Source organism: Promicromonospora noduliphila, from assembly GCF_056951025.1.
The window spans coordinates 5,803,616-5,826,798 of the sequence record NZ_CM167806.1; the positions used below are offsets into that span (position 1 = coordinate 5,803,616).

Genomic DNA, 23,183 nt, shown 5'->3' on the forward strand with positions numbered 1-23,183 from the left:
CACGTCATCCGAACCCGCCCGCCGCGAGGTACTCGGCTGCCCGCCTCATCGCCTCCTCCAGCGACGACAGGTCCCGCACGACGGCGACCACCGCCTCCCTGACCTCCGCCTGGTACAGCCGGGCAGCGGGTGAGTCCCACTCCACGTCCACGGCCGAACGGAGCTGGTCGGCAGCCCGGGTCACCAGCTCCAGCGCGGCCGCGAGCGCCGCCGTCGGATCGTCGGCGCCCCGTGCGGGCGGCAGGCACGCATCGTTCATAGGCTTCCTCCATCGTCCATTCGGTCACACCGACCGGCCGTATCGGCGTTCTTCCGGTGCCACCGGTCGGCTGTACCGGCGTCCCTTCGGCCACACCGGCAAGCGACACCGGTCCGGCACTCGGTCACACCGGCTGGCCGCGCCGGCATCCGTTCGACCACACCGGCCGGCGTACCGATGTCCTTTCGGTCAACCGGCCGGCCGCGCCAGCGTCCTCTCCGGCCGACAGCACCAGCGTCCCTTCGGTCGTACGGCTCGGCGATGCCGGTCCGGCCACATCTCGTCCAGCCGCCCCAGGGCGACCTCCCACGACGACGTTATGGGCGCACCCGCCGTCGTCGTCGGCCCGGGGACGCCGCCTGTGCACAAAGCGTCGAAAAGGTCGCCTGTGGTCCGGCTCGTTGCCGCGGCACGCCGTCACGAGGGGCTGCGCGCGGCCGCGACGAATCTCGGGCAGTGCCCGCATGGGAGAATGGGGCACGTGCCTGAGACCACCGCTCCACCCGCCCGCCCCGCGGGCACCACTGCTCGTGTCGCCCTCGCCGAGGTGAGCCCGGCCATCGCGCTCGGACCGCTGGACGGCCGGTATCGCAAGGCTGTCGCCCCGCTCGTGGACCACCTGAGCGAGGCCGCGCTGAACCGCGAGCGCATCCACGTCGAGGTGGAGTGGCTCATCACGCTGTGCAACGGCGCGCCCGGCATCGAGGCTCCCGTGGTGCCGGGGGCGCCCACGCTCACGCAGCCGGAGATCGACTACCTCCGGGCGATCCCCGCGACGTTCGGCGCGGACGAGATCGCCGAGCTGGCGGAGATCGAGCGCGAGACGGTGCACGACGTCAAGGCCGTCGAGTACTTCATCAAGCGGCGCATCGCGGCGGCGCCCGAGGCGCTCGGCGAGACCGGTCTCCCCGCTGCCAGCGAGCTGGTGCACTTCGCCTGCACCAGCGAGGACATCAACAACCTGTCCTACGCGCTGATGGTGCGCGGCGCCGTCCGCGAGGTGTGGCTCCCCGCGGCGACGGCCCTTGCCGACCAGCTCGCCGGTATGGCACGCGAGCACGCAGCCGTCCCGCTGCTGTCGCGGACGCACGGCCAGCCCGCCACGCCGTCGACCCTGGGCAAGGAGCTCGCCGTCCTGGCGCACCGCCTGCGGCGTCAGCTCCGCCGTGTCGAGGGCGCGGAGTTCCTGGGCAAGCTGAACGGGGCCACTGGCACCTACGGCGCGCACACCGTAGCCGTCCCCGGCGCTGACTGGCCCGCCGTGTCGAAGGCGTTCGTCGAGGGCCTTGGCCTGGACTGGAACCCGCTGACCACGCAGATCGAGTCGCACGACTGGCAGGCGGAGGTCTACGCCGACGTCGCCCGGTTCAACCGGATCCTGCACAACCTCGCCACCGACGTGTGGACCTACATCTCGCTCGGCTTCTTCACGCAGATCCCGGTCGCGGGTGCCACGGGCTCGTCCACGATGCCGCACAAGGTGAACCCCATCCGGTTCGAGAACGCCGAGGCCAACCTCGAGGTCTCGTGCTCGCTGCTGGACACGCTCTCGGCGACGCTCGTCACCAGCCGCCTGCAGCGTGACCTCACCGACTCCACCACGCAGCGCAACATCGGCCCGGCGTTCGGGCACAGCCTGCTCGCGATCGACAACGTGTCCCGCGGCCTGGACCGGCTCGCCGTCAACGAGACGCTGCTGCGCGAGGACCTCGACGCCAACTGGGAGGTGCTGGGCGAGCCCGTCCAGTCCGCGATGCGCGCGGCGTCCGTCGCGGGCGTGCCCGGCATGGAGAACCCGTACGAGCGCCTCAAGGACCTCACGCGCGGCCAGCGGGTGGACGGCGCGCGCATGCGCGAGTTCGTGGCGGGCCTGGGCCTGCCGGACGACGTCGCCGCGCGCCTCGCCGCCCTGACCCCCGCCACGTACACGGGGCTGGCCGAGCGGCTCGTGCGGGACTACCTCGCCTGAGCCGCAGGCGCGGACGTCGTGACTTACTTCGACTGACGTCGCCGGCCCGCGGTCGCCCCGGCCGACGTCGGCCTCCGTCGCACGAGATCGACCATGCACCTGCTGCCAGTCTCCGCCCTGGCGTGGCAGGAGGTGCATGGTCGTTTCACGCCCCGCCGTCCGCGTGCCGTAACGGCCGGCTCACACAGGTGAAATCTCCGGTTCCTACCGTCGGGACGGTGCGGCGCCCGGCCGCGCGGGTACGAAGGAGCGTGAACGTGACTCTTCCCGAACACCGGACCGGACGTACGGCAGCGGAAACCCTAGTCTCAGCACTCGGCCGACGACGATTCCTCCAGGCGGCGCTCGGCGTCGGCGCGGGATCAGCGCTGGCGACCGGGTCCGCGGTTCCGGCATGGGCAGCGGCCGGTACGACGGCGGTCGGCGGTGCCACGGTCGGCGGTGGAAGCGCCGGAGGCGCGGGGAGGTTCTCCGGCGTCCTGCAGCCCGGCCGCGGGCGCATCCCGGGCGAGGTCTACCTGGGCTCGGAGGTCGACGACGTCCTGTGGGGCTACGTCCCGTCCGTGCACGCCGACGCCGCGGCGCGGGTGCGCTCCGGGCAGACGGTCACCATCGACTCCGTCTCCCACGAGGGCATCCTCGAGGACCAGGGCCGCGACCCGGTCGCGTACTTCGCCCAGCACGGTGTGCGACGTCGCGAGGTGCTCGACGACGCCGTCGCGATCGCCGGCGGGTACTCCCGCACGCCGCGAACCTTCGACGTGGACGGACCACACGTCGTGACGGGTCCGGTGTTCGTGGAGGGCGCCGAACCCGGCGACGTCCTGAAGATCGAGACGCTGGAAGTCACGCCGCGCGTGCCGTACGGCGTGGTCTCGTCCCGGCACGGCAAGGGCGCGCTGGCGGCGACGGCCTCGGGTGCGCCCGCCGGCATCACGCTCGGCGAGGTCATGCCGCCGGTCGGCACGGACGGCCGGGACTCGGGGATTCCTACCGAGTACGGCAACGTGTCGGTGTTTGCGAAGGTGTGGGGCGACCACGCCGTGATGGGCTCCGGTGCGGGCCGGGTCCGGTTCCCGCTGCGGTCGTTCTTCGGGATGATGGGCGTCGCGTTCGCCGAGACGACGAACCTCACCGCCCCGGAGGCCAACTCGATCCCGCCCACGCTCGGCGGCGGCAACATCGACATCAGCCACCTGGGCGCCGGCTCCACCTTCTACCTGCCGGTCAGCGCCGAGGGCGCGCTCTTCTACGTCGGCGACCCGCACATGGCGATGGGCGACGGCGAGGTGGCGCTCACCGCCATGGAGGGTTCGCTGCGGGGAACGTTCCGGCTGACCGTCTGCAAGCCCGGCTCGGGCGACGCGCCGTCGGTCGCTTACTCGTACCCGTTCGCGGAGACGCCGGACGCGTGGATCCCGATCGGGCTGTCCGACCCGGACGGCTCGGTGGGCGGGCAGCTCAGCGACCTCGACGTCGCGATGCGCCGCGCCGTCGTCAACGCGCTGGACTTCCTGGAGCACGACCACGGCCTGGACCGGGCGGTCGCCTACGCCTACCTGTCGGCGGCGGCCGACTTCGCGATCTCGCAGGTGGTCGACCGGACGGTGGGCGTGCATGGGCTGATCCGGAAGTCGGACCTGGGCTGACCTGGGTGGCTTGGCCCGCCGTCAGCGGGCCGAGGCGTCCGCTGGGAAAACGCGGGCGCCTCGGCGAGGGCCGACCTTAGGGTCAAGTCATGACGACGCCGGAGATCGCCCCTGTGGACACCTGGCTCGCCGTCACGCGGGAGGACGGCGAGACCGTTGGCTACCTTGAACCCGTGACCGCCGACTACGCCGACGTGATCCCGCGCAACCGCCTCGGCCACGCGGTCGGTGATGCGGGCGACTACCACTCGGCCGAGGAGCTGGTGCTCGACCGCGGCCTGCGGGAGCTCGCGGAGCACTGGCTGCTCGACGGTGAGGGTCCCGAGCTCACGATCTCCGAGCTCTCCCCCGACGGCATCGTGCTGCGGGACGCGTTCCTGACGAAGGCACTCGTCCCGCTGGAGCCCGTGCACGTCCCGTGGCCGGACACAGCGGGACGGTTGCGCCGGGCTTGATGTGGTCCGACGTGGCCTGACTGACTGGCCTGGCCTTCTTGACCTGACCTTCCTGGTCTGGCCTAGTTGACCTGACCTAGCTGGCCTCACCGACCCGACCCGGCCTGGCTTGGCCGCGTGAGTTCGGTCAGACGACCGACCGAACTCGTTGACTTCGGTCGGTTGCCCTGAGATCGGTCCATTAACCGACCGATCTCAGGGCAACGGACCGATCTCGTCCGCGGACCCAGAGGTACTGACCTGGTCAGGCCGTGCGCAGGAGCTCCGCGACGCGGACCGTGCGCTGGCGTGCCACCACGATCGTCGTGACGGCCAGGCCCGCGATGCCCCACAGGACGGTCGCGGCGGTCGCCATGCCGACGCCGCCGACGCCGGGCTCAACAAGTCCCGCAAGGCCGTCGAGTCCTGGGCCGACCGGCAGGAACGCAGCCAGCCCTTCGAGCACGCCAGGCACCGTCGACACCACACCCGTTGCGATGACTAGCACCGCCACCAGCAGACTCAGCCCTCTGCCGACGTGGCCGAGCGCAGCGGCGAGCGCCTGGTTGACCGCGACGAAGGCGACCGAGGCCAGCGCCCCGAAGCCCATCGTGGCCGCCCACCCGCCGGCGTCGAGGCCTTCGATACCGGCCAGGACCGCGCCTGTCGCGAGCCCCGTGACCACGCCGATCGCTGCGGGGACGGCGAACGTCCCGAGCACGAGCCGCAGCGCGCCGCGGGTCGACCCGCGCGCGTGCAGCGGCACCGGCGGGAACACGATCATCACCGCGAGCGCGCCGAGCCAGAGCGCCAGGACCGCGAACATCGGGCCGGTCGCACCGGTGTCGAGCTCGGTGACCTCGCCGTCCGTGGCGACCGGGTCGGCCACCACGGAGGCCAGCGACTTGCGCTCCCGCTCCGTGTAGGTGGGGATCTCCTCGGTGGCCTGCCCCAGCCCGTTGGACAGGTCCTTCGCGCCGCCGGCCAGCTCGCCGACGCCGTCAGCCAGGCCGTCGACGCCGGTCGCGAGCTGGGAGGTGCCCGTCTCCAACTGACCGACGCCGTCGGCGAGCTCCGTGGCACCGGAGGCGATACCACCGGCTCCGCCGGAGAGCTCGCGTGCGCCTGAGGCAAGTCCGGACACACCTGTCGCGAGTTGTGCGGAGCCGTCCGCCACGCCCGACGCGCCCGAAGCGACCTGCGTGGCCCCATCCTCAAGCTGGCCAAGCCCGGCAGCCAACTGCTTGTTACCGTCCGCCAGCTCCTGCGTGCCGTCGGCGATCCCGCTGATACCCCCGGCAAGCTTGTTCACGCCGCTCGACGTCTTGGCTGCTCCAGCGGCGAGCGCGTACAGGCTCTTCTCGCTGTTCCTGTCCGACAGCGCGCCGAGACCTTGCTCGACCGCATCCGCACCTGCAGGGATCTTCCGGTACTCGTTCAGTGGCAAGCACAACTCCGGGACAACAGCAGCACGTGGTCCCGCGCAAATGGTCTCCACCTGTTCCATCAGGCCGTCGACCCCCGTCGAGACGCCTTCCGCACCCACCGCCAGCTGACCAACGCCGTCCGCGGCTCCCCGTGTGCCCGTCGCGAGGGTACCTGCGCCCTCGGCCAGCCTTGTCGCGCCACCGGCCAGCGCAGTGGCGCCGCTGCTGAGTTCTCCCGCGCCCTCGGCAAGGCCTGTAGCACCGTGGGCGCTCTGGCCCACACCAGCAGCAACCTGGCTCGCGCCGTCAGCAAGGCCCGAAGCTCCGGAAGCCAGGCCGGCTACGCCTGACGACACCTCGTCCGCACCCGCAGCCCATTGGTCCGCACCCGAAGCCCACTCGCCAGCACCGCCGGCCAGCCCGGACACGCCGTCACCAAGCCCAGCCACACCGTCCGAGGTCTGCCGCGCACCGCTGGCCAGCTCCTTGGCACCCTTGCCCGCCTCGTTCGCCCCGTCGGCGAGCTGGTCGGCGCCGTCGGCGGCCTTGCCCAGCTCCTCCGACAGCGTCGAGAAGCCGACCAGGACGTTGTCCACGTAGGTCTCGGTGAGCGTGCTGCCGAGCACGCCCGTGGCGGTCTGAGCCACGATCTGGGCGAGGGCTTCGTCCAGCACCCGGCCGTTGGCCGGCGTCGCCACGTCGATCGTCGCCTGCCGCGCCTCCGCCGGGTCCTCGCCACCGAACGACGTGGCGGCCGCCGAGAAGTCCTCCGGGATGGTCACGACGGCGGCGTAGGTGCCGTCGGCGAGGCCGTCGGCAGCACTCGCCTCGTCACTGATCTCCCAGTCGTAGCTCGCGTCCGAGGCGGGGACCGCCGCGGCTTGACCCGCTTCGGCGTCCGCCGTCTCGCCGCCGCTCACGAGGCCCGCGGCGAGCTGGCGGCCGAGCGGCACCAGCTGCCCGTCGACGGTGACCGGCTCGTCGAGGTTCACGATCGCCGCCTTGACGGTGTCGAGCCGCTCCTGCGGGTTCCACAGGGCGGAGATGAGCAGCCCCAGGATCAGCAGGGGCAGGAGCGCCACGGCCACGGCGCGCCACGGGTTGCGGATGGGCTCGGGCCGCAGCCACCTCGTCGCGGTCGTCATGCCCGTACCTCCTGCTCGATCGCGCCTGCTTGCTGATCACGTTCCGTGCTCGCCGACCCGTCGCGCGCGCCGGCGCTCACGTCCAGCACCGGGGTGCCGGGCGGCGCCAGGTCGGTCGCGGCGTAGCCCGTCGAGCCGAGCAGCACAGCGACGCCTGCGGCCTGCGCGCCGCCGACGGCCTGCGCCAGCTCCGCCCGTGCCGTGAGGTCGCCCACCGTCTCGGTGGCGTCGACGACCAGCACGGTCGGTCTGTCCCGCAGCGCCCGCCGAACCGCCTCGGCGGGATGCCCGCCCTCGGCCGCCGAGTCGACGACCGCGACCTTGTGCCGCACGGACGACGCACGCTCGGGCAGCACCAGGCCCGCGGTCTTCGCCACACCACCCGACACCTTGATCCGGCCCGCCACGGCCAGCAGGAAGGCGCTGACCGGCGCCGTGGCGTCGCCGCGGACCAGCAGCGCGCCGCCGTCGGGCACCCGGACGCTCACCGGGCCGACGACCACGCCGGACCGGCCGCGCACCTCCAGGCCGCCCACCGCCACCGCGTCGGTGGCGCCCGGCTCGGGCCAGTCCGTGAGCGACAGCTCGCGGGCCAGACCCTCGCCCTCGACGTCGAACGACGGCAGCACCCTGTCGAGCCACTTCGGCATGTACCAGGCCCGCTCGCCCAGCAGCGCGAGCACCGCGGGGACGAACACCATGCGCACCACGAAGGCGTCCACGGCCACGCCGACGGCGAGCCCCAGCGCGATCGGCTTGAGGTTCATGTCGCCGTGCGGCACGAACGCCACGAACACCGCGATCATGATGATCGCCGCGGCGGTGACGACCTTCGCCGACCCCTGGAAGCCCGTGATGATCGCATGCCTGGCGCTGCCGCCGTGCACGTAGTCCTCGCGCATGCGGGACACGAGGAACACCTCGTAGTCCATCGCGAGGCCGAACAGGATGCCCATGAGCACGATCGGCATGAAGCTGATGACCGGCCCGGTGCGGGTCACGTTGAGCGCCTCGGCGAACACGCCGTGCTCGAACACGAGCGAGACCACGCCGAACGCGGCGCCCACCGAGAACAGGTAGCCCACCGTCGCCTTGATCGGCACGGCTATCGAGCGGAACACCATGGTCAGCAGCACCAGCGACAGGCCGACGACGACGAAGGCGAACGGCAGCAGCGCGTCACCGAGCTTGTCCGACACGTCGATGCCGACGGCGGTGAAGCCGGTGACGGAGAGGTCGACGCCGTACTCGTCGAGGAAGTGGTCGTGCTGCGCGCGGATCTCGCGCACCAGGTCCTCCGTCTGGGCCGACGTCGGGCCGCCCTCCGGGATCACCTGGATGATCCCGGTGTCCGCCGACTCGTTCGGCGTCGCGAGCGGCACGTCGGCCACCCCGGGCAGGTCCGCGATCTCGTCCCCGAGCTGGTTCATGAGCGCCACCGGGTCGGTGCTGGTCACGATGGACCCGGTCACGATCAGCGGGCCGTTGAAGCCATCGCCGAAGTGCTCAGAGACCAGGTCGTACGTGACGCGCGCGGGGTCCTCCTTCGCCATCACACCCGCGTCCGGGAGAGCGAGGCGCAGGTCCAGGGCGGGGTAGCTCAGCGCGCCCATGCCGGCGACGACCAGCACGACGGTCAGTGCAGGGACCTTGGTCACGGCCCGCACCCACCCGGTGAAGAACCGGTTCGGCTTCCGCTCGGGCAGCGCCGCGGCGGCGGAACGCGGGCGGGTCGCCTCGACGTCGTCGCCCGCGGCAGCGGCGTCGGTGTGCGCGGCGGCCTCGGCCGCCGCACGGCGGGCCCGCCGCGACGGCTTGGGCCGCAGCCGCTCGCCCGCGAACCCGAGCAGCGCCGGCAGCAGCGTGAGCGACACGAGCACGGTGACTCCGACGGTCACGGCGGCGGCGACGCCCATGATGGTGAGGAACGGTATGCCCGCCACACCCAGTCCGACCAGCGCGATCATCACCGTGAGGCCGGCGAACACGACGGCGGAGCCCGCCGTCGCCGTCGCCCGCGCTATCGACTCGTGCACGGGGAGCCCCATGCCGAGCTGTTCCCGGTGCCGGGACACGATGAACAAGGCGTAGTCGATGCCGACGGCCAGGCCGAGCATCACCGCGAGCATCGGCGTCGTCGAGTTGACCGGGCCGAACGCCGTGGCGGCGAACAGCAGACCCATCGACGCGCCGACGCCCAGCAGGGCGTTGAGCAGCGGCAGGCCCGCGGCCACGAGCGAGCCGAGGGTCACGACAAGGACCACGAGCGCGACCAGCAGGCCGACGCCCTCGGTGAGTGTCATCTCGGGGAACTTCGAGGAGAAGAGCTGGCCGCCCAGGTGCGCCTCGGCGCCGTCGGGCAGGGCCTGCGCGAGCTCCTCGGTCTCGACCCCCAGCGCGTCCTTCGTCTCGTCGGTGATCGAGCCCTGGTCGCCGTCGAGCTGGATCGTCAGGAGCGTCGCGCGCTCGTCGTCGGACACGGACGCGGGCATCTGCTTGTCGAACGGCGAGGTGACGGCCGCGACCTGCGAGATGTCGCCGATCGCCTCGACGCCGTCGGTGATGGCCGAGCGCATGGGTTCGTCCTTGACGGACTCACCCTCCGGCGCGACCACTATCACCTGCGCCGAAGCGCCGCTGACCTGAGGGAACGTCGCCGCCAGGCGGTCGAGCGCCTCCTGGGACTCGGTGCCCGGGATGGACACCTGGTTGTCGAGACCTTGCTGCAGCAGGCCGGCCGCACCGCCCACGAGGACGAGCACCACGACCCAGAGGGCTACGACGAGCCTTCGGGCGCGGACGGCCCAGCGGCCGAGCGAGTAGAGAACGGAGGACACGCACACTCCTGGACGAGGCAGGTACGGATGAGAGGTCGTTCGATGCACCACTGTATCCGATACAGCGATGCATCCGATACAAAGATGTATGCGGGGACGTAGACTGGGTTCCTTCCGTCCGAGGCAGTCCGAGGAGTTTCCGTGACCACTGAACCCGTCGCCGATGCCGGGTCCGGGTCGCCTGTCGAGCGCGCGTTCGCAGCGGCCCTCTCCCCGCGCCGCGAGCGCACCCGCGAGCGCCTGCTCGACGCCGCCTTCACCGTCTTCGCACAGCACGGCATCCACGGCGCCTCGATCGAGGCCGTCTGCGAGGCGGCCGGCTTCACCCGCGGAGCCTTCTACTCGAACTTCAGCAGCAAGGAGGAGCTGTTCCTCGCGCTCGCCGAGCGGGCGCAGCGCCGGCAGCTCGCCGCGCTGGAGTCCGTCGTCAAGGATCTGCGGCTCGACGTCCTCCGCGACGGCTCCGTGGACCACGGCGCCGTCCGCGCGATCCTCTCGGTGGTGGTCACCGATCCAGGGCAGGCCAGGACCTGGGCCCTCATGCGCGCGGAGCTCGAGCTGCTCGCCATGCGCGACCCGGCCGTCGGCCGACCGTTCCTCGCCCAGGAGAAGGCGCTCCGCAAGGAGTGCGGTGCCGCGATCGAGCGGATCCTGACGCACCTCGACCTACGGTTCACCATCGACCACGACACGGCCGTCGACCTGCTGCTCAGCACCTACGAGTCGGCCATGCGCGCGTCGATGATCGCGAACCCCACGGCGGAGGACAGCGACGTCGTCGCTCGCACCGCCGTCCTGACGGAGCTCGCCAACGTGCTGGTGGCACCGGCCGAGTGAGCGCGCCGGGACCGCGGTTCGCGGTCCCGGCGCGGAGTGACGCCGCGTGCCGCGGCCGGGGTCAGCCCAGCGCCTCGCCGACCAGCGCCCTCGCGGCGTCCTGCACCTCGGTCAGGTGCTCGGCGGAGACGAACGACTCCGCGTAGATCTTGTACACGTCCTCGGTACCGCTCGGCCGCGCGGCGAACCACGCGTCCGCCGTCGTGACCTTGAGGCCGCCGATCTTGGCCCCGTTGCCGGGCGCCTCGGTCAGCTTGGCCGTGATCTCCTGGCCGGCGAGCGTGGTGGACGTGACGTCGGACGGCGCCAGCGCGCCGAGCCGGGCCTTCTGCTCCCGGGTGGCGGGGGCGTCGACGCGGGCGTACCAGCTCTGGCCGTGCCGCTCGACCTGGGCCGCGTGGTGCTCCGACGGGGACCTGCCGGTGGTCGCGAGGATCTCGGAGGCGAGCAGTGCGAGCAGGAGCCCGTCCTTGTCGGTGGACCAGACGCGGCCGTCCTTGCGCAGGAACGACGCGCCGGCCGACTCCTCGCCGCCGAACCCGACCTCGCCCGCGAGCAGGCCCGGGACGAACCACTTGAAGCCGACGGGCACCTCCACGAGGCGGCGGCCCAGACCCTCGGCGACCCGGTCGATGAGCGCGGAGGACACCAGCGTCTTGCCGACCGCGGCGTCGGCGCGCCAGCCCGGGCGCGCGCCGCCGTAGAGGTACTCGACGGCCACGGCGAGGAAGTGGTTGGGGTTCATCAGGCCGTCGGAGGTGACGATCCCGTGCCGGTCCGAGTCGGCGTCGTTGCCGGTCGCGACGTCGAACGGCGCCGCGCCGCCCGCGCCCGTCATCCGCTGCACCAGCGACGCCATCGCGTACGGCGAGCTGCAGTCCATGCGGATCTTGCCGTCCCAGTCGAGCGTCATGAACGCCCAGCGCGGGTCGACGCGCGGGTTCACCACCGTCAGGTCGAGGTCGTACCGCTCGGCGATCGCGCCCCAGTACTCGACCGACGCCCCGCCCAGCGGGTCGGCGCCGATCCGCACCCCCGAGGCGCGGATGGCCTCCAGGTCGAGCACGTTCGCCAGGTCGTCCACGTAGGTCGACAGGAAGTCGTGCCGGTGCGTGGTCTCGGCGGCGAGCGCCTCGTCGAGCTGCACGCGCTTCACCTGCCCCACTCCGGTGCGCAGGATCTCGTTGGCCCGGTCAGCTATCCACCCGGTCGCGGAGGAGTCCGCGGGGCCGCCGTGCGGCGGGTTGTACTTGAAGCCACCGTCGCGCGGCGGGTTGTGCGACGGCGTCACCACTATCCCGTCAGCCAGTCCGGATCCCGGCGCCCCGAGACCCGGTGTCCCCTCGGCGAACCGCGTCTGGTTGTGCAGCAGGATCGACTGGCTGACCGCGGGCGTCGGCGTCCATGAGTCGCGCGCGTCGACCATCACGTCCACGTCGGCCGCCGCGAGCACCTCCAGCGCCGTCTGCCAGGCCGGGAGGGACAGCGCGTGCGTATCGCGGCCGATGAACAGCGGGCCGTCCGTGCCCTGCTCGCGCCGGTACTCCACGATGGCGGCGGTGATCGCGGCGATGTGCGCCTCGTTGAAGGCGTGGTCCAGGCTCGCCCCCCGGTGGCCGGACGTGCCGAACACCACCTGCTGGGCGGGGTCGTCCGGGTCCGGGGACAGGTCGTAGTAGGCGCCGACCACCCGGTCGACGTCGATCAGGTCGCTGGGCTGGGCAGGGGTTCCGGCACGCGCATCCATGCAGCCGATACTGCCAGGTACCGGGCGGGTCCGTCGCCGTCCACGCTCGGGTCGGGTGTCGCCCACGCTCGGTCCGGCGCCGTCGCGCCGCCGCCGTCGTAGGCCGCCGTCGTAGGCTGACGGCATGTTCCCGGCGATGCCAGACGTCCCATCGGTCCACCCCAGCGAGCTCGACCCCGCCACCCCGGTCCCGGACGGGACCACGCTGCTCGACGTGCGCGAGCAGGACGAGTGGGACGGCGGCCACGCCCCCGGCGCGGTGCACATCCCGCTGGGCGAGCTGCCCGCGCGGTTCGGCGAGCTCGACGCCGACTCGCGGATCCTCGTCATGTGCCACAGCGGCGTCCGCTCGGCGCGGGCGACGCAGTGGCTCAACGAGGCGGCGGGACTGGAGGCGACCAACCTCGACGGCGGCATCGTCGCCTGGGCGCAGGCGGGGCTCGCCGTCGAGAACTGACGCACCTACCGCGCCGCGCCCGCCGTCCGGCACCTACTCCGTGCCGGACGGCGGGCGCCTACTCGGTGCCGCGTGCCCGGCGCCGGTGCCGCGTGCCCAGCGTCTACTCGGTGACGCGCGGCTGGCTCGGGGCGGTCTCGTTCCAGACCCGGTCCAGCGCGGTGACGACGTAGGTGTAGTCGGTGCCGGGCTCGGCCGACTCGTCGAGCCAGGACTGCACCCGTCCGCCCGCCGAGCGGAACGTTCCCACGAGGTTCGCCGGGTCGTCCGTGTCGACGGCGTGCGCGGCGCCGGCCACGCGGTACACCGCGAACGACGTCGCCCGGCCGTCCCGCGCGCCGACGTCGGCCACGTGGATCCGGACGCCGCCGGGCACCCTGCGTGCCTTGGCGAGGACCGGGGTGACCACCGGTTCCGCCGGCAGGTGCGGCATCGGCGGCACCAGGGCGGGGTACTGGTAGTGGTCCTCGACGATCTTCGACATCGCGCCCTGCGGGTCGGCGGGCACGTGCACCGCCGAGTAGTAGACGTTGCCGTGGATCGGGCCGACGTCGCGGCTGACCTCGCGGCACAGGTCGAGGTGGTTGGTGAGCTCGTCGGGGTCGGTGAAGACCCCGCTCGTCACCTTGTACAGGGCCTCGCCGATGTAGAGCTGCGTGCCCGACTGCGCTGCGACCTCCGCCCACCACGGCACCAGTGCCGCGTAGTCGGCGATCGCGAGCCCGATCTGCCAGTAGATCTGCGGGTTGACGTAGTCGAGCCAGCCTTCGAGCACCCATTTGCGGGTGTCGGCGAACTGGTCGTCGTAGGACTCCGAGCCGCCCGTGTCCGAGCCCAGCGGGTCGGTGGTGGAGTTGCGCCAGATACCGAACGGGCTGATCCCGAACTTCACCCAGGGCTTGGTCTCCTTGATGCGGCGGCTCATCGTCTCGACGAACCGGTCCACGTTCCCGCGCCGCCAGTCCTCGATCGTGTCGAAGCCCGCGCCGTACCGCTCGTACGTCCCCGCGTCCGGCAGCACCTGGCCGGCGACCGGGTACGGGTAGAAGTAGTCGTCGAAGTGCACGCCGTCGATGTCGTAGTTCTCGACCGCGTGCAGGATCGCCCGCTGGATGTGCTCCTGCGCCTCGGGGATGCCCGGGTCGAAGTAGAGCCTGCCCCCGTACGCCCACACCCAGTCCGGGTGCTGCCGCGCGGGGTGGGCGGCGACGAGCTGCGCCGGGTCGGTCTGCATCGACACGCGGTACGGGTTGAACCAGGCGTGCAGCTCGATGTTGCGCTTGTGCGCCTCTGCGACCATGAACGCGAGGGGGTCGTAGCCCGGGTGCTGCCCCTGCGTGCCCGTCAGGTACTGCGACCACGGCTCGTACGGGCTCTCGTAGAACGCGTCAGCGGTGGGCCGCACCTGCACGAACACGGCGTTCAGCCGGTTCTCCTCCGCCACGTCCAGCCAGTGCAGGAACTCGGCCTGCTGGGTGGCCGCGTCGAGGCCGCTGGCAGAGGGCCAGTCGATGTTGACCACCGAGGCGATCCACATGGCGCGCAGCTCGCGCTTGAGGTTCGTGGCCGACGACGGCTCCGGCGTGGCGTTCCCCGTCATGGCCGGCGCACCCAGCGCGGTGGCCGGGTCGAGGGCCGCGATCGTGACGCTGATCGCCGCCGCCGCGGTGCCCGCCGTCGCCATCGTGAGGAACTCCCGGCGGCCGATCCCCGACAGCAGCCCCGAGAGCTTTGCCGGTGGCAGCGACTCCGTGCGCGCATAGGCGGGCTTCGGTGTCGCCTCGTGGCGGGCGGGTTGCCTCACGTGCCTGACCTCCGGTGACGGCTGCTGGGGGTTGGTGCCGTGGTGCTCTGTGTTCTGGTTTTGCTACGTTGGCCGGCGTCGATCCGGAGGCACTGAGGTGACGAACAATGCCGCCGGGCGACGCCGTGGGGAAACTCTCGCACATGTCGCTTCGGATGTGAAGTTTGCAGTGTGATCGCGAATGTGAAGATTACTTTCACAGACGGCGTCAGTCAGCCAGGGGTCGCAGCAGCAGGTCGTCGTACTCGGGCGCATGCTTGCGCACGTAGCCGCGGATGTAGGGGCACAGCGGCACGATCTTGTCGCCCGCCTCGCGCACCATGCCCAGCGCCGACCTCGCGAGCTGCCCGGCCAGGCCGCGGCCCTCGTACTCCTCGAACACCTCGGTGTGTACGAAGATCACGACGCCCGGATCCGTCTGGTAGGCGGCGATGCCGGCCAGCGTGCCGTCGACGGTCAGCTCGAAGCGGGACTCCTCGGGGTTGTCGGTCACTGCCACCTGGGGTTCGTCTGTCATGGGCCCATCGTGGCTCACCGGAAACAGCGGGACCAGTGTCAGTGGTTGGTGCGACACTCGGTCCGTGCCCCAGACCGCCGCTTCACCCCGCTCCAACCCCTACGCGGCGGTGCTCCGAACGCCCGGCGCGCTCCGGTTCTCCGCCGCCGGCGCGCTGGCCCGGCTCCCGATGTCGATGGTCGGGATCGGCGCCGTGCTCATGGTCCAGGGCCTGTACGACAGCTACGCCATGGCGGGCCGGGTCGCTGCGGTGCTGGGGCTCGCGCAGGCGTTCCTCGCCCCGCAGATCGCCCGCTGGGTGGACCGGCGCGGCCAGCGGACGGTGCTGCTGCCCGCGCTCGCCGTGTCCGCGGTCGGGCTGGGCGGCCTCATCACGGCCGCCGTGCTCGGCGCCCCCGAGTGGGTGCTGTGGCCGTTCGCGGCGATCGCCGGCGGGAGCCAGGGCTCGTACGGCTCCATGGTCCGCGCGCGCTGGAACCATGCGCTCGGCGACCCCGACCGCCTGCACACCGCGTACTCGCTGGAGTCCTCGATCGACGAGCTCGTCTACATCGTCGGGCCGGTGCTCGCCACGACGCTCGCGACGGCCGTCGCGCCGCCGTCGGCCCTGGTGCTCGCCGGGCTGGCGACCGTGGTGGGCGGCCTCCTGTTCGTGGTGCAGCGCGCCACCGAGCCGCCCGTCGTGGTGCCGGACGCCGGCGCGCGGAGCCGGCCCGTCGTCCTGACCCCCGGCATGCCCGTGATGGTGCTGGTGTTCGTGGCGATGGGCATGATCTTCGGCTCCACGGAGGTCACGACCGTCGCGTTCGCCGAGGAGCTGGGCAACAAGGGCATGTCCGGCGTGGTGCTCGCGGTCTTCGCGCTCGGCTCGATGGTCGCGGGCCTGGCCTACGGCGCCCGGCACTTCACGAGCTCGGCGGCGCGCCGCTTCGTGATCGGGATGGTGGCGCTCGGCCTGGGCGCGTCCCTGTTCCTCCTGGCGCACTCGCTGTGGGTGCTCGCGGCCGTGATGTTCGTGGCCGGGCTCGCGATCGCGCCCACCGTCATCACCGGCACCGGCCTGGTGCAGGACATGGTCAGCAAGCATCAGCTCACCGAGGCCCTGACGTGGGTGGGCACGTCGATAGGCATCGGGGCCTCCCTCGGCGCCTGGGTCGCGGGGGCACGGGTGGACGCCGCTGGGGCCGAGGCGGGCTTCCTCGTCGCCGTCGGCGCGGCCTGGTTCGCCGCTGTGCTGACGCTGGCCGCGAGCCGCACGCTCAGCCGGCAGTCCGCTGCCGGCTGAGCCGGGACGGACCGGAACGGACGGACGGACCGGGACCGGTTGGACGGACCCGGGCCCGGCCGGACCAGGACCCGGTCAGGGCTCCGGGTGGCGCGCGTCGTACCGCCAGAAGCGCGGCGTGAGGCGGACGATCAGCCAGAGCAGCGCCACGCACGTGAGCCCGCCGAGCACCGCCGCCCAGCCCTCGCCGAACCACGCCGCCTCGGCGCCGAGGACCATCTCCCCCAGACGCGGGCCGCCGGCCACCACCACGATGAACACGCCCTGCAGCCGCCCGCGCATGTGGTCGGGCGTGGCGGTCTGCAGGATGCTCTGCCGGAACACGGCCGAGACGCTGTCGGTGCCGCCGGCGAACGCGAGCGCGATCCCCGCCGCGACGACGGCCCAGACGATCGGCCCGTCCGGCGTTCCCCTGCCCACCAGCACGAGGACCAGCCCGAACGCGGCGATGGACGCGCCCCACGCGGTGATCGCCCAGATGATCACCTGGCCCTGCATGCGCATGCGCGTCAGCCCGCCGGAGAACACGCCCGCCAGCACGCCTCCGACGGCGAAGGCCGCCGCGAGCACGCCCGTCGTCGTCTCGCCGCCGCCCAGGTAGATGACGCCCGCCGCGGGCCACAGGACGCGCGGGAAGGCGAGGACCATGGCGCAGATGTCGACGAGGAACGTGGTGCGCACGTTGGGCTGGGTGGCGAGGTAGCGCAGGCCGTCCAGGACGGACCGCAACCCGACCGCTCCCACGCGGCTGCGGCCGTTCGAGGTCGCGCCGTCGGCGGCGCCCTCCGGCGGCACGGGCGGCAGCCGGAACACGGCCCAGAGCGCCGCGAGGAACAGCACCATGTCCAGCGTGTACGCCCAGGCGTAGCCGAGCTGGGCCACGAGCAGGGCGCCGACCAGCGGACCGCCGGTCAGGGCGACGTTCATCGAGAGCGTCGACAGCGCGTTCGCCGCCGGCATGAGCTCGGCGGGCAGCAGCCGGGGGATGATCGCCGACCGGGCCGGGTTGTTGATCGCGAAGGCGGCGCTCTGCAACGCGACCAGCCCGTACAGCAGGTGCACCGACTCCAGCCCGAGCCAGGCCTGGGCCGCGATGGCCGCCACGACCACCCAGAGCACCACCGACGACACGAGCGACACCTTGCGCCGGTCGTAGTGGTCGACGAGCGCCCCGCCGTACAGGCCGAGGGCCACCAGCGGGACCAGGGAGAACATGCCCAGCACGCCCACGGCGAGCGTGGACCCGGTCAGCGCGTAGACCTGCAGGCCCACCGCGACGATGGTCACCTGCGTGCCGATGTTCGAGATCGACAGCCCGAACCAGAGGCGCCGGTAGTCGGCCGACACCTGCAGCGGCGTGGTGTCGGCGAGGAGATGGCGCATGGTGCTCCGATCGTAGGCCTCCGCCCGACGCCCGGGCGTCCCTCGCCGCTGTGACGTGTGCCGCGTGCGACGTACGCCGCGTAGGGCGTGGCCGCGTACATCGTGCGACGCCGTACGCCGCGAACGGCCGAGGCCGCGTACGACAGAGCGGGAGCCCAGGTCACCCCCCGATGCCCTGGGCTCCCGCTCTGTGCTGTCCGGGTCCGCGGGCCGGGGCGCCCCCCAGCGGCGCCCCGACCCGTGGAACCTACCGACCCCGGGCTGGTCGACCCTCGGTCACGAGCCACCTTGATGACTCATGACCCAAGGCCGCGCCCGGTTCGGTGCCGCCCGTCGGACCGTGGTCAGACCACGGTCCGACGGCGACGTGCGCGGAGCAGCACGATGCCCAGCCCCAGCAGGAGCGAGACCAGCGCGAGCTGCCCCGTGATCATGGGGCCCGTATGAGCAAGGGTTTCGCCGGGTGCCACCACCGGCGCCGCCTGCTCGTCGAGCCCGGTCAGAGTGCCGACGAGGCCGTCGCTGATGCCGGCCGACAGGATCGCCCCGTCCGACGCCGTCGGAACGACCCTGGCCTTGTCACCCCAGCTGATGTCGACGCCACCGCCGGGCAGCTCGTCGACGGCGCCCGCGGGCGCGTCGGAGTCCGTCAGGACGTCGGACACCGGGACGGCACCGGTGCCGCCGGCGGCGCTGGGCCGGATGCCGCTGGGAACCACTACCCCTGGTGTCTCGCCGGGGGTTTCGAACCACGGCTCGGCGGCTCCCGGAGCATCCGCTCCGGGAAGGTCGGCTCCGGGACCGGCTCCCGGCTGGTCGGGGCGCGGAGCATCGGGTCGCGGGCGATCGGTACCCGGCTCGCCCGGGCGCGGCCGGTCGGTTCCCGGGTCGACGACGTCGGGGTCGTCGTTTCCTGGACCATCGGTGCCGGGACCATCGGTGCCGGGCTCTCCGGCGTCGGGGTCGAGGACGCCCGGATCGAGAATGCCGGGGCCGTCAGTGCCGGGATCCATGCCCGGATCTTCCGTGCCCGGTCCGTCAATGCCTGGCCCATCAGTACCGGGCTGGTCCACGCCCGGCTCATCCACGCCCGGCTCATCCACGCCCGGCTCGCCCACGCCTGGCTCATCAGTTCCCGGCTCACCCGTATCCGGCTCCTCTGGTCCGGGAGCCTCGATGTCGCCCGGCAGGATCTCCTCCACGATGCCGCCGACCAGGCCGTCCTTGCCCAGCGCCCCGTCGACCACACCGGCGACGTCACCGCGGACCACGGACCCGACGATTCCCTCTGGCCCGACGACGTCGTCGAGCAGACCTTCGTCGGCAGCGACGGCGTCGACAGCATCGTCGGCAGCAGCGCCGTCGTCGACAACGTCAGCGCCCTCCGTCACGTCCGCCGCAGCGCCGTCCGCTACATCGGCCCCCTCGCCCGCCGGAACCGCGCCCTCGACGGCAGCGTCGAGCACGCCACCCGGTACGGCAGCTCCCTCGGTCTGCTCCGTGGCTCCCTGAGCGACCGGATCCACCTCGGCGGCAGCGTGTGCCGCGGAGGCGCCGACGACCACGAGGCCGCCCGCCACGAGTGCCGTGTACAGGGCACGTCGGAAAAAGGTGTCCATGAGTCTCTCCTTGCCTGGCGTGGGGCCGACGGCAGGTGCGCCGTCGGGCGGTGCCGCTCACGTGGGAGCGGCCCGGCCACATCAGGCAGGAGAGACGGGGATGTCCGTGTAGCTGCTCGCGAGCTTGGCGCGCGACTCGTCGGTCGACACCCGCCAGGAGCGTGCGCGGAAGACCAGGAGGGCCGAGAGGACCGCGACGACCTCGCCGCCCGGCACCTTGAGCTGCGGCGCACCGCCACCCAGGAGGCCACCGGCTCCGGCGGCGACGGCGCCGCCCGCTGCGCCACCGGCGAGCGGGAGGCCGGCACCGAGCAGGCCCGGCCCACCCGTGCGGACGACGTCCGCCGTCGCGCCGCTCAGGGCCGGCGCGCTGTCGACGGCGGACGCACCCTCGGGAGCCGGCATCAGGTCGAGCATCGCGTGCTGGACCCCGCCAGAGGTCCAGACCACGACACCCACGGCGTCACCGGAAGCCTGCAGCGCCCCCGGGTACGTCGGCTCTGCGCGTTCCTCGGCCGGCTCGGCCGGGATCGCCGTCGTGGGCCCGTCGGGCACCGAAGGGTCGGTGGGCGGGAGCGTCGGCGCCAGGACCCCCGGCACCGGGGCGAGCGGCTCGACGACCGGGCTCAGCGGCTCCACGACCGGGGCGAGCGCCTCGCCCACGGGGGCGAGCGGCTCCACGACCGGCCGCAGGACGGGCTCGAGCGCGTCCGTGATCGGCGCGGTCGCCGGCTCGAGCGCCCGCACGATCGGGCTGGTCACGCCGCCCACGATGTCGGTGACCGGCGAGACGACGTCGACCACGGGCGTCAGCAGGCCTCCGGTGACAGGGGCCAGCGGCTCCGTGACCGAGCCGAGCACCGGCGCCAGCGGCGTGACGACCTCCCCGACGATCCCCGTCACCGGCGCGAGCCCGCCGCCGAGGGACTCGGTCACCGGAGCAAGAATCTCGCCGACCGGCTCGGTGACGGGTCGGAGGACCGGGTCGGAGACCTGCTCGACGACCTCGGCGACGGGCTGCTCGGCGACCTCGGTGACCATCCCGCCGACCGGCTCCGTCACGGTCCGGACCGGCTCCGTCACCGGGTCGAGCACGCTCTCGACGACCTGGGTGATCGACTCGGCCGCCGGCTTCACCGCCTGGGATGCGTCCTCGGCCGCCTGCCCTGACGCGTCGTCGGCCGCCCGCTCGGGCACGGCCGTCGACTCCGGCCCCGCCTTCGGTCCCGGCCCCGCCTTCGGCCCGGACGCCGCCTGCGCGGCGGACTCCGCCGCAGCGCCCTCCGCGGCCGCCTCCGGCGCAGGCTCCGCTGCCTGCCCGGGCTCCGCTGCTGCCTGCCCTGACGCGGGCGTCTCCGACTCCGGCGCGGATGCGGGCGCCACCGGCGACGTCGCCGGCCCGGTGCCGGTCAGCACCTGGTCGACCGCCGTAGTGGCCGCCCCGAGCGTCCCAGCCGTCTGCGCGACGGTCTCGACAGTCGCCCGCACCGTGTCGCTGAGGGCCGAGCCGAGCAACCCGCGGTCGGCGGTGCCGGAGTCGGCAGCGCTCGACGGGGCCGCGAGGGTGATGCCGAGCGCAAGGCCCGCTGCGCTGAGCGCGACGGTTCCGACGGCACGCACGACGACGCGACGGAGGAGGTTGTCCCCCGTGCTCGTCAGCGCGTCCTTCGCCATCGGTCTCCCGCTCTCCGGCCCTCAGGTGGGCCAGCAGACATGCATACTCATCAAATCTGCGCGGGGTCGCGCAGATCGGCAACTACATACCCGCGGTTTGCGGATCGAGAATTTTGTGCTTAGGAACCAGGGTATGTCGGAAGAGGCGCCATATCGCGCCTATCTCGGGACAATGTTCGCTATTTGTCCGACGGCGGGACACGCGGGTGAACTCTCGGGTCAGCCCACCGTTGCCCCGAAGAGCAGCCCGAGACCGTACGTGACGACCGCCGCCCCGAGGCCGATGGCGAGCTGGCGCAGCGCCCGGGTGAGCGGAGAGGTTCCGGACAGCAGGCCGACGACGGCGCCGGTCACGAGCAGCGCGACACTGACGAGCGCCGTCGCGACGACGATCGCCACGAGCCCGTCCAGGCCGAACAGGTAGGGCAGCACCGGGACTATCGCGCCAGAGGCGAAGAAGCCGAACGAGGAGACCGCCGCACCCCACGCCGTGCCGTGCGTCTCCAGGTCGTCGGCCTCCGCGGTGGCCTCGTCCCGCAGGAGCTGACCGCGGTGCTCCGCCGGAGGGACGGTGAGCCGGGCGAGCACGGCGTCGGCGCGGGCCGTCGCCTCGTCGGCGCTCATGCCCCGCGCCCGGTAGACGAGCGCGAGCTCGTTGGCGTCGACGTCGAGGTGCGGCAGGGCGGCGTCGGCGTCGGGCGACGGCGCCGACGCCTCCAGCAGCTCACGCTGCGAGCGCACCGACACGAACTCGCCCGCACCCATCGAGAGGGCCCCCGCGAGCAGGCCCGCGAGCCCGGTCAGCAGCACGGTGCTCGTCGCCACGCCCGAGGCGCCGATCCCGAGCACGAGCGCGAGGTTCGACACGAGCCCGTCGTTCGCACCGAACACCGCTGCGCGGAACGTGCCAGAGAGCCGGTTCCGTCCTCTGGTGGCCAGCGCGCGCACCACCTCCTCGTGGATCTGCTCGTCGGCCGCCATCGTCACGGTGGCGTCGGCGTCGTGCGCGTACGACGACCGTGCCTCGGCGCGCTGCGCGAGGGCCAGCACGAAGACGCCGCCGAAGCGGCGCGCGAGGAACCCGAGCGCCCGCGTCCGCAGGTCGCCCCGGACGGGCGCGCCGACGTCGGGGCCCAGGAGGTCGAGCCAGTGCGACTCGTGCCGCTTCTCGGCACGCGCGAGCGCGAGCAGGATCTCGCGCTCCTCGCCGGTGCGGCGCCCCGCGAGGTCGCGGTAGACGGCGGCCTCGGCCCGTTCGTCGGCGAGGAGCCTGCGCCATCGCCGGATGTCGGCTCGGGTCCGCGGGCGCGACGGGTGCAGCTCGTGCGCGCGCTCGGCGGGCGTTGGTGTGGCGCCCGGCGGGCGACGGGCTGGGTCCGACGAAGGATGAGGCACCTTGTCATCATGCCCACGGATCGCGCCGCGTGGGTTTCGTGGCTCCGGGGCCCGGGATTCGCCGCGCCGAACTCAGGAGTGGCGCGCTCCGGCCTGGCGTCCGAATTCTCGGGCAGAAGGATGCACAATGGACGCCGTGATCATCGTCAGCACGCACGGGTCGGCCGCTCCCGGCGGTGCGATCGGGTGGGCATGGATCAATCACGCCGGCGGGCAGTTCGACTCGGGCGGCGCCGCCCAGGGCAACGACCAGGTCGCCGCGCTCTCCGCCCTGCTCCGCGCGATCGAGGCGCACCCGGGCAGCGAGCCGCTGCTCGTGGAGTCGGGTTCGCAGTACGCCGTCCGGTCCGTGTCCGAGTGGTCAGCGGGATGGAAGCGCAACGGCTGGCGGGCGCCGTCCGGCGAACCCGTGCCGAACCTCGACCTGGTGCGGGACATCGATCGCGCCGTCACGGAGCGCACCGGCCCGGTCCGGTTCCACTGGGTGCGCGGTCACGTGGGCAACCCGTACAACGAGCGGGTCGACCAGCTCGCGGGCTTCGCCGCGGAGGAGTGGGACGCGGGACGCGGCGGCGTCGGCGAGATGCTGGTCCCCGACGCAGGGATGATCCCCGATGCCGAGCTGCGCGGCGGGAGCCTCGGCACCGAGGCCCGCGAGACCGCGGCGCCCCTCACGCCGGCGGCCCCGGTCGGGACCGGGGCCGGGCGGACGTGGGAGTCGGGAACGCTGTTCTAGGTCGTCCTG

General features: G+C 72.8%; 17 protein-coding genes. 7 read left to right on the plus strand and 10 right to left on the minus strand.

The window, feature by feature from the left end:
* Positions 1 to 4: 4 nt before the first annotated feature.
* Complete coding sequence (locus AC0QU1_RS25345; protein WP_483573410.1) at positions 5 to 259, minus strand: hypothetical protein; 255 nt, start codon at positions 257 to 259, stop codon at positions 5 to 7.
* A 472-nt stretch (positions 260 to 731) separates the two neighbouring features.
* On the opposite strand from AC0QU1_RS25345, the gene purB reads away from it, so the two are divergent.
* The 3 genes from purB to AC0QU1_RS25360 all read left to right on the plus strand — a co-directional run bounded on the left by purB (position 732) and on the right by AC0QU1_RS25360 (position 4,332).
* Positions 732 to 2,228: an adenylosuccinate lyase gene (gene purB / locus AC0QU1_RS25350; RefSeq protein WP_483573411.1), complete on the plus strand. Its 1,497-nt coding sequence runs from the start codon at positions 732 to 734 to the stop codon at positions 2,226 to 2,228.
* Positions 2,229 to 2,485: 257 nt separating this feature from the next.
* The gene (locus tag AC0QU1_RS25355) at positions 2,486 to 3,877 is read left to right on the plus strand and encodes an acetamidase/formamidase family protein (protein ID WP_483573412.1); all 1,392 of its coding nucleotides are present in this window, start codon (positions 2,486 to 2,488) and stop codon (positions 3,875 to 3,877) included.
* An 89-nt stretch (positions 3,878 to 3,966) separates the two neighbouring features.
* The gene (locus AC0QU1_RS25360) at positions 3,967 to 4,332 is read left to right on the plus strand and encodes a hypothetical protein (protein WP_483573413.1); all 366 of its coding nucleotides are present in this window, start codon (positions 3,967 to 3,969) and stop codon (positions 4,330 to 4,332) included.
* Positions 4,333 to 4,576: 244 nt separating this feature from the next.
* On the opposite strand, the gene AC0QU1_RS25365 is transcribed toward AC0QU1_RS25360, so the two are convergent.
* Both AC0QU1_RS25365 and AC0QU1_RS25370 read right to left on the minus strand, forming a co-directional pair.
* Positions 4,577 to 6,883 (minus strand): YhgE/Pip domain-containing protein, encoded by a 2,307-nt coding sequence (locus tag AC0QU1_RS25365; protein ID WP_483573414.1) that lies wholly within the window; start codon positions 6,881 to 6,883, stop codon positions 4,577 to 4,579.
* The gene (locus AC0QU1_RS25370) at positions 6,880 to 9,720 is read right to left on the minus strand and encodes an MMPL family transporter (RefSeq protein ID WP_483573415.1); all 2,841 of its coding nucleotides are present in this window, start codon (positions 9,718 to 9,720) and stop codon (positions 6,880 to 6,882) included. The genes AC0QU1_RS25365 and AC0QU1_RS25370 overlap by 4 nt, the downstream gene beginning before the upstream one ends.
* A 141-nt stretch (positions 9,721 to 9,861) precedes the next feature.
* On the opposite strand from AC0QU1_RS25370, the gene AC0QU1_RS25375 reads away from it, so the two are divergent.
* Positions 9,862 to 10,557 (plus strand): TetR/AcrR family transcriptional regulator, encoded by a 696-nt coding sequence (locus AC0QU1_RS25375; RefSeq protein WP_483573416.1) that lies wholly within the window; start codon positions 9,862 to 9,864, stop codon positions 10,555 to 10,557.
* A gap of 61 nt (positions 10,558 to 10,618) precedes the next feature.
* Here the strand turns inward: AC0QU1_RS25375 and pgm are convergent, their stop codons facing one another.
* Entirely contained in the window at positions 10,619 to 12,304 is a 1,686-nt protein-coding gene (pgm, locus tag AC0QU1_RS25380) for a phosphoglucomutase (alpha-D-glucose-1,6-bisphosphate-dependent) (protein ID WP_483573417.1), read from the minus strand.
* A gap of 136 nt (positions 12,305 to 12,440) precedes the next feature.
* On the opposite strand from pgm, the gene AC0QU1_RS25385 reads away from it, so the two are divergent.
* Positions 12,441 to 12,761, plus strand: a complete 321-nt coding sequence (locus AC0QU1_RS25385; protein ID WP_483573418.1) for a rhodanese-like domain-containing protein — start codon at positions 12,441 to 12,443, stop codon at positions 12,759 to 12,761.
* Between the two features lie 103 nt (positions 12,762 to 12,864).
* Here the strand turns inward: AC0QU1_RS25385 and AC0QU1_RS25390 are convergent, their stop codons facing one another.
* Together AC0QU1_RS25390 and AC0QU1_RS25395 are read right to left on the minus strand one after the other, a co-directional pair.
* Positions 12,865 to 14,565, minus strand: coding sequence for a glycoside hydrolase family 10-like protein (locus AC0QU1_RS25390; protein ID WP_483573419.1), 1,701 nt, complete (start codon positions 14,563 to 14,565; stop codon positions 12,865 to 12,867).
* Positions 14,566 to 14,773: 208 nt separating this feature from the next.
* The gene (locus AC0QU1_RS25395; RefSeq protein WP_483573420.1) at positions 14,774 to 15,082 is read right to left on the minus strand and encodes a GNAT family N-acetyltransferase; all 309 of its coding nucleotides are present in this window, start codon (positions 15,080 to 15,082) and stop codon (positions 14,774 to 14,776) included.
* A gap of 64 nt (positions 15,083 to 15,146) precedes the next feature.
* On the opposite strand from AC0QU1_RS25395, the gene AC0QU1_RS25400 reads away from it, so the two are divergent.
* Complete coding sequence (locus AC0QU1_RS25400; protein ID WP_483573421.1) at positions 15,147 to 16,367, plus strand: MFS transporter; 1,221 nt, start codon at positions 15,147 to 15,149, stop codon at positions 16,365 to 16,367.
* Positions 16,368 to 16,442: 75 nt separating this feature from the next.
* On the opposite strand, the gene AC0QU1_RS25405 is transcribed toward AC0QU1_RS25400, so the two are convergent.
* The 4 genes from AC0QU1_RS25405 to AC0QU1_RS25420 form a co-directional block, all read right to left on the minus strand.
* Positions 16,443 to 17,750: an MFS transporter gene (locus AC0QU1_RS25405; RefSeq protein ID WP_483573422.1), complete on the minus strand. Its 1,308-nt coding sequence runs from the start codon at positions 17,748 to 17,750 to the stop codon at positions 16,443 to 16,445.
* Positions 17,751 to 18,094: 344 nt separating this feature from the next.
* Positions 18,095 to 19,369, minus strand: a complete 1,275-nt coding sequence (locus AC0QU1_RS25410; protein ID WP_483573423.1) for a hypothetical protein — start codon at positions 19,367 to 19,369, stop codon at positions 18,095 to 18,097.
* An 81-nt stretch (positions 19,370 to 19,450) separates the two neighbouring features.
* The gene (locus AC0QU1_RS25415) at positions 19,451 to 21,043 is read right to left on the minus strand and encodes a hypothetical protein (RefSeq protein WP_483573424.1); all 1,593 of its coding nucleotides are present in this window, start codon (positions 21,041 to 21,043) and stop codon (positions 19,451 to 19,453) included.
* A gap of 219 nt (positions 21,044 to 21,262) precedes the next feature.
* On the minus strand, positions 21,263 to 22,438 hold the full coding sequence (locus tag AC0QU1_RS25420; RefSeq protein WP_483573425.1) for a VIT1/CCC1 transporter family protein: 1,176 nt from the start codon (positions 22,436 to 22,438) through the stop codon (positions 21,263 to 21,265).
* A gap of 127 nt (positions 22,439 to 22,565) precedes the next feature.
* Between AC0QU1_RS25420 and AC0QU1_RS25425 the strand changes: the two genes are divergently transcribed.
* A complete protein-coding gene (locus AC0QU1_RS25425) occupies positions 22,566 to 23,174 on the plus strand; it encodes a ribonuclease H family protein (RefSeq protein WP_483573426.1) in 609 nt (202 codons plus the stop codon).
* Positions 23,175 to 23,183: the final 9 nt, after the last annotated feature.

What these genes read in the sequence shown, in the direction of transcription:
- pgm (WP_483573417.1), bottom strand. Translation starts at nt 12,304, where the DNA reads ATGGATGCGCGTGCCGGAACCCCTGCCCAGCCCAGCGACCTGATCGAC.
- AC0QU1_RS25385 (WP_483573418.1), top strand. Translation starts at nt 12,441, where the DNA reads ATGCCAGACGTCCCATCGGTCCACCCCAGCGAGCTCGACCCCGCCACC.
- AC0QU1_RS25345 (WP_483573410.1), bottom strand. Translation starts at nt 259, where the DNA reads ATGAACGATGCGTGCCTGCCGCCCGCACGGGGCGCCGACGATCCGACG.
- AC0QU1_RS25360 (WP_483573413.1), top strand. Translation starts at nt 3,967, where the DNA reads ATGACGACGCCGGAGATCGCCCCTGTGGACACCTGGCTCGCCGTCACG.
- AC0QU1_RS25365 (WP_483573414.1), bottom strand. Translation starts at nt 6,883, where the DNA reads ATGACGACCGCGACGAGGTGGCTGCGGCCCGAGCCCATCCGCAACCCG.
- AC0QU1_RS25410 (WP_483573423.1), bottom strand. Translation starts at nt 19,369, where the DNA reads ATGGACACCTTTTTCCGACGTGCCCTGTACACGGCACTCGTGGCGGGC.
- purB (WP_483573411.1), top strand. Translation starts at nt 732, where the DNA reads ATGGGGCACGTGCCTGAGACCACCGCTCCACCCGCCCGCCCCGCGGGC.
- AC0QU1_RS25425 (WP_483573426.1), top strand. Translation starts at nt 22,566, where the DNA reads ATGGACGCCGTGATCATCGTCAGCACGCACGGGTCGGCCGCTCCCGGC.
- AC0QU1_RS25415 (WP_483573424.1), bottom strand. Translation starts at nt 21,043, where the DNA reads ATGGCGAAGGACGCGCTGACGAGCACGGGGGACAACCTCCTCCGTCGC.
- AC0QU1_RS25395 (WP_483573420.1), bottom strand. Translation starts at nt 15,082, where the DNA reads ATGACAGACGAACCCCAGGTGGCAGTGACCGACAACCCCGAGGAGTCC.
- AC0QU1_RS25405 (WP_483573422.1), bottom strand. Translation starts at nt 17,750, where the DNA reads ATGCGCCATCTCCTCGCCGACACCACGCCGCTGCAGGTGTCGGCCGAC.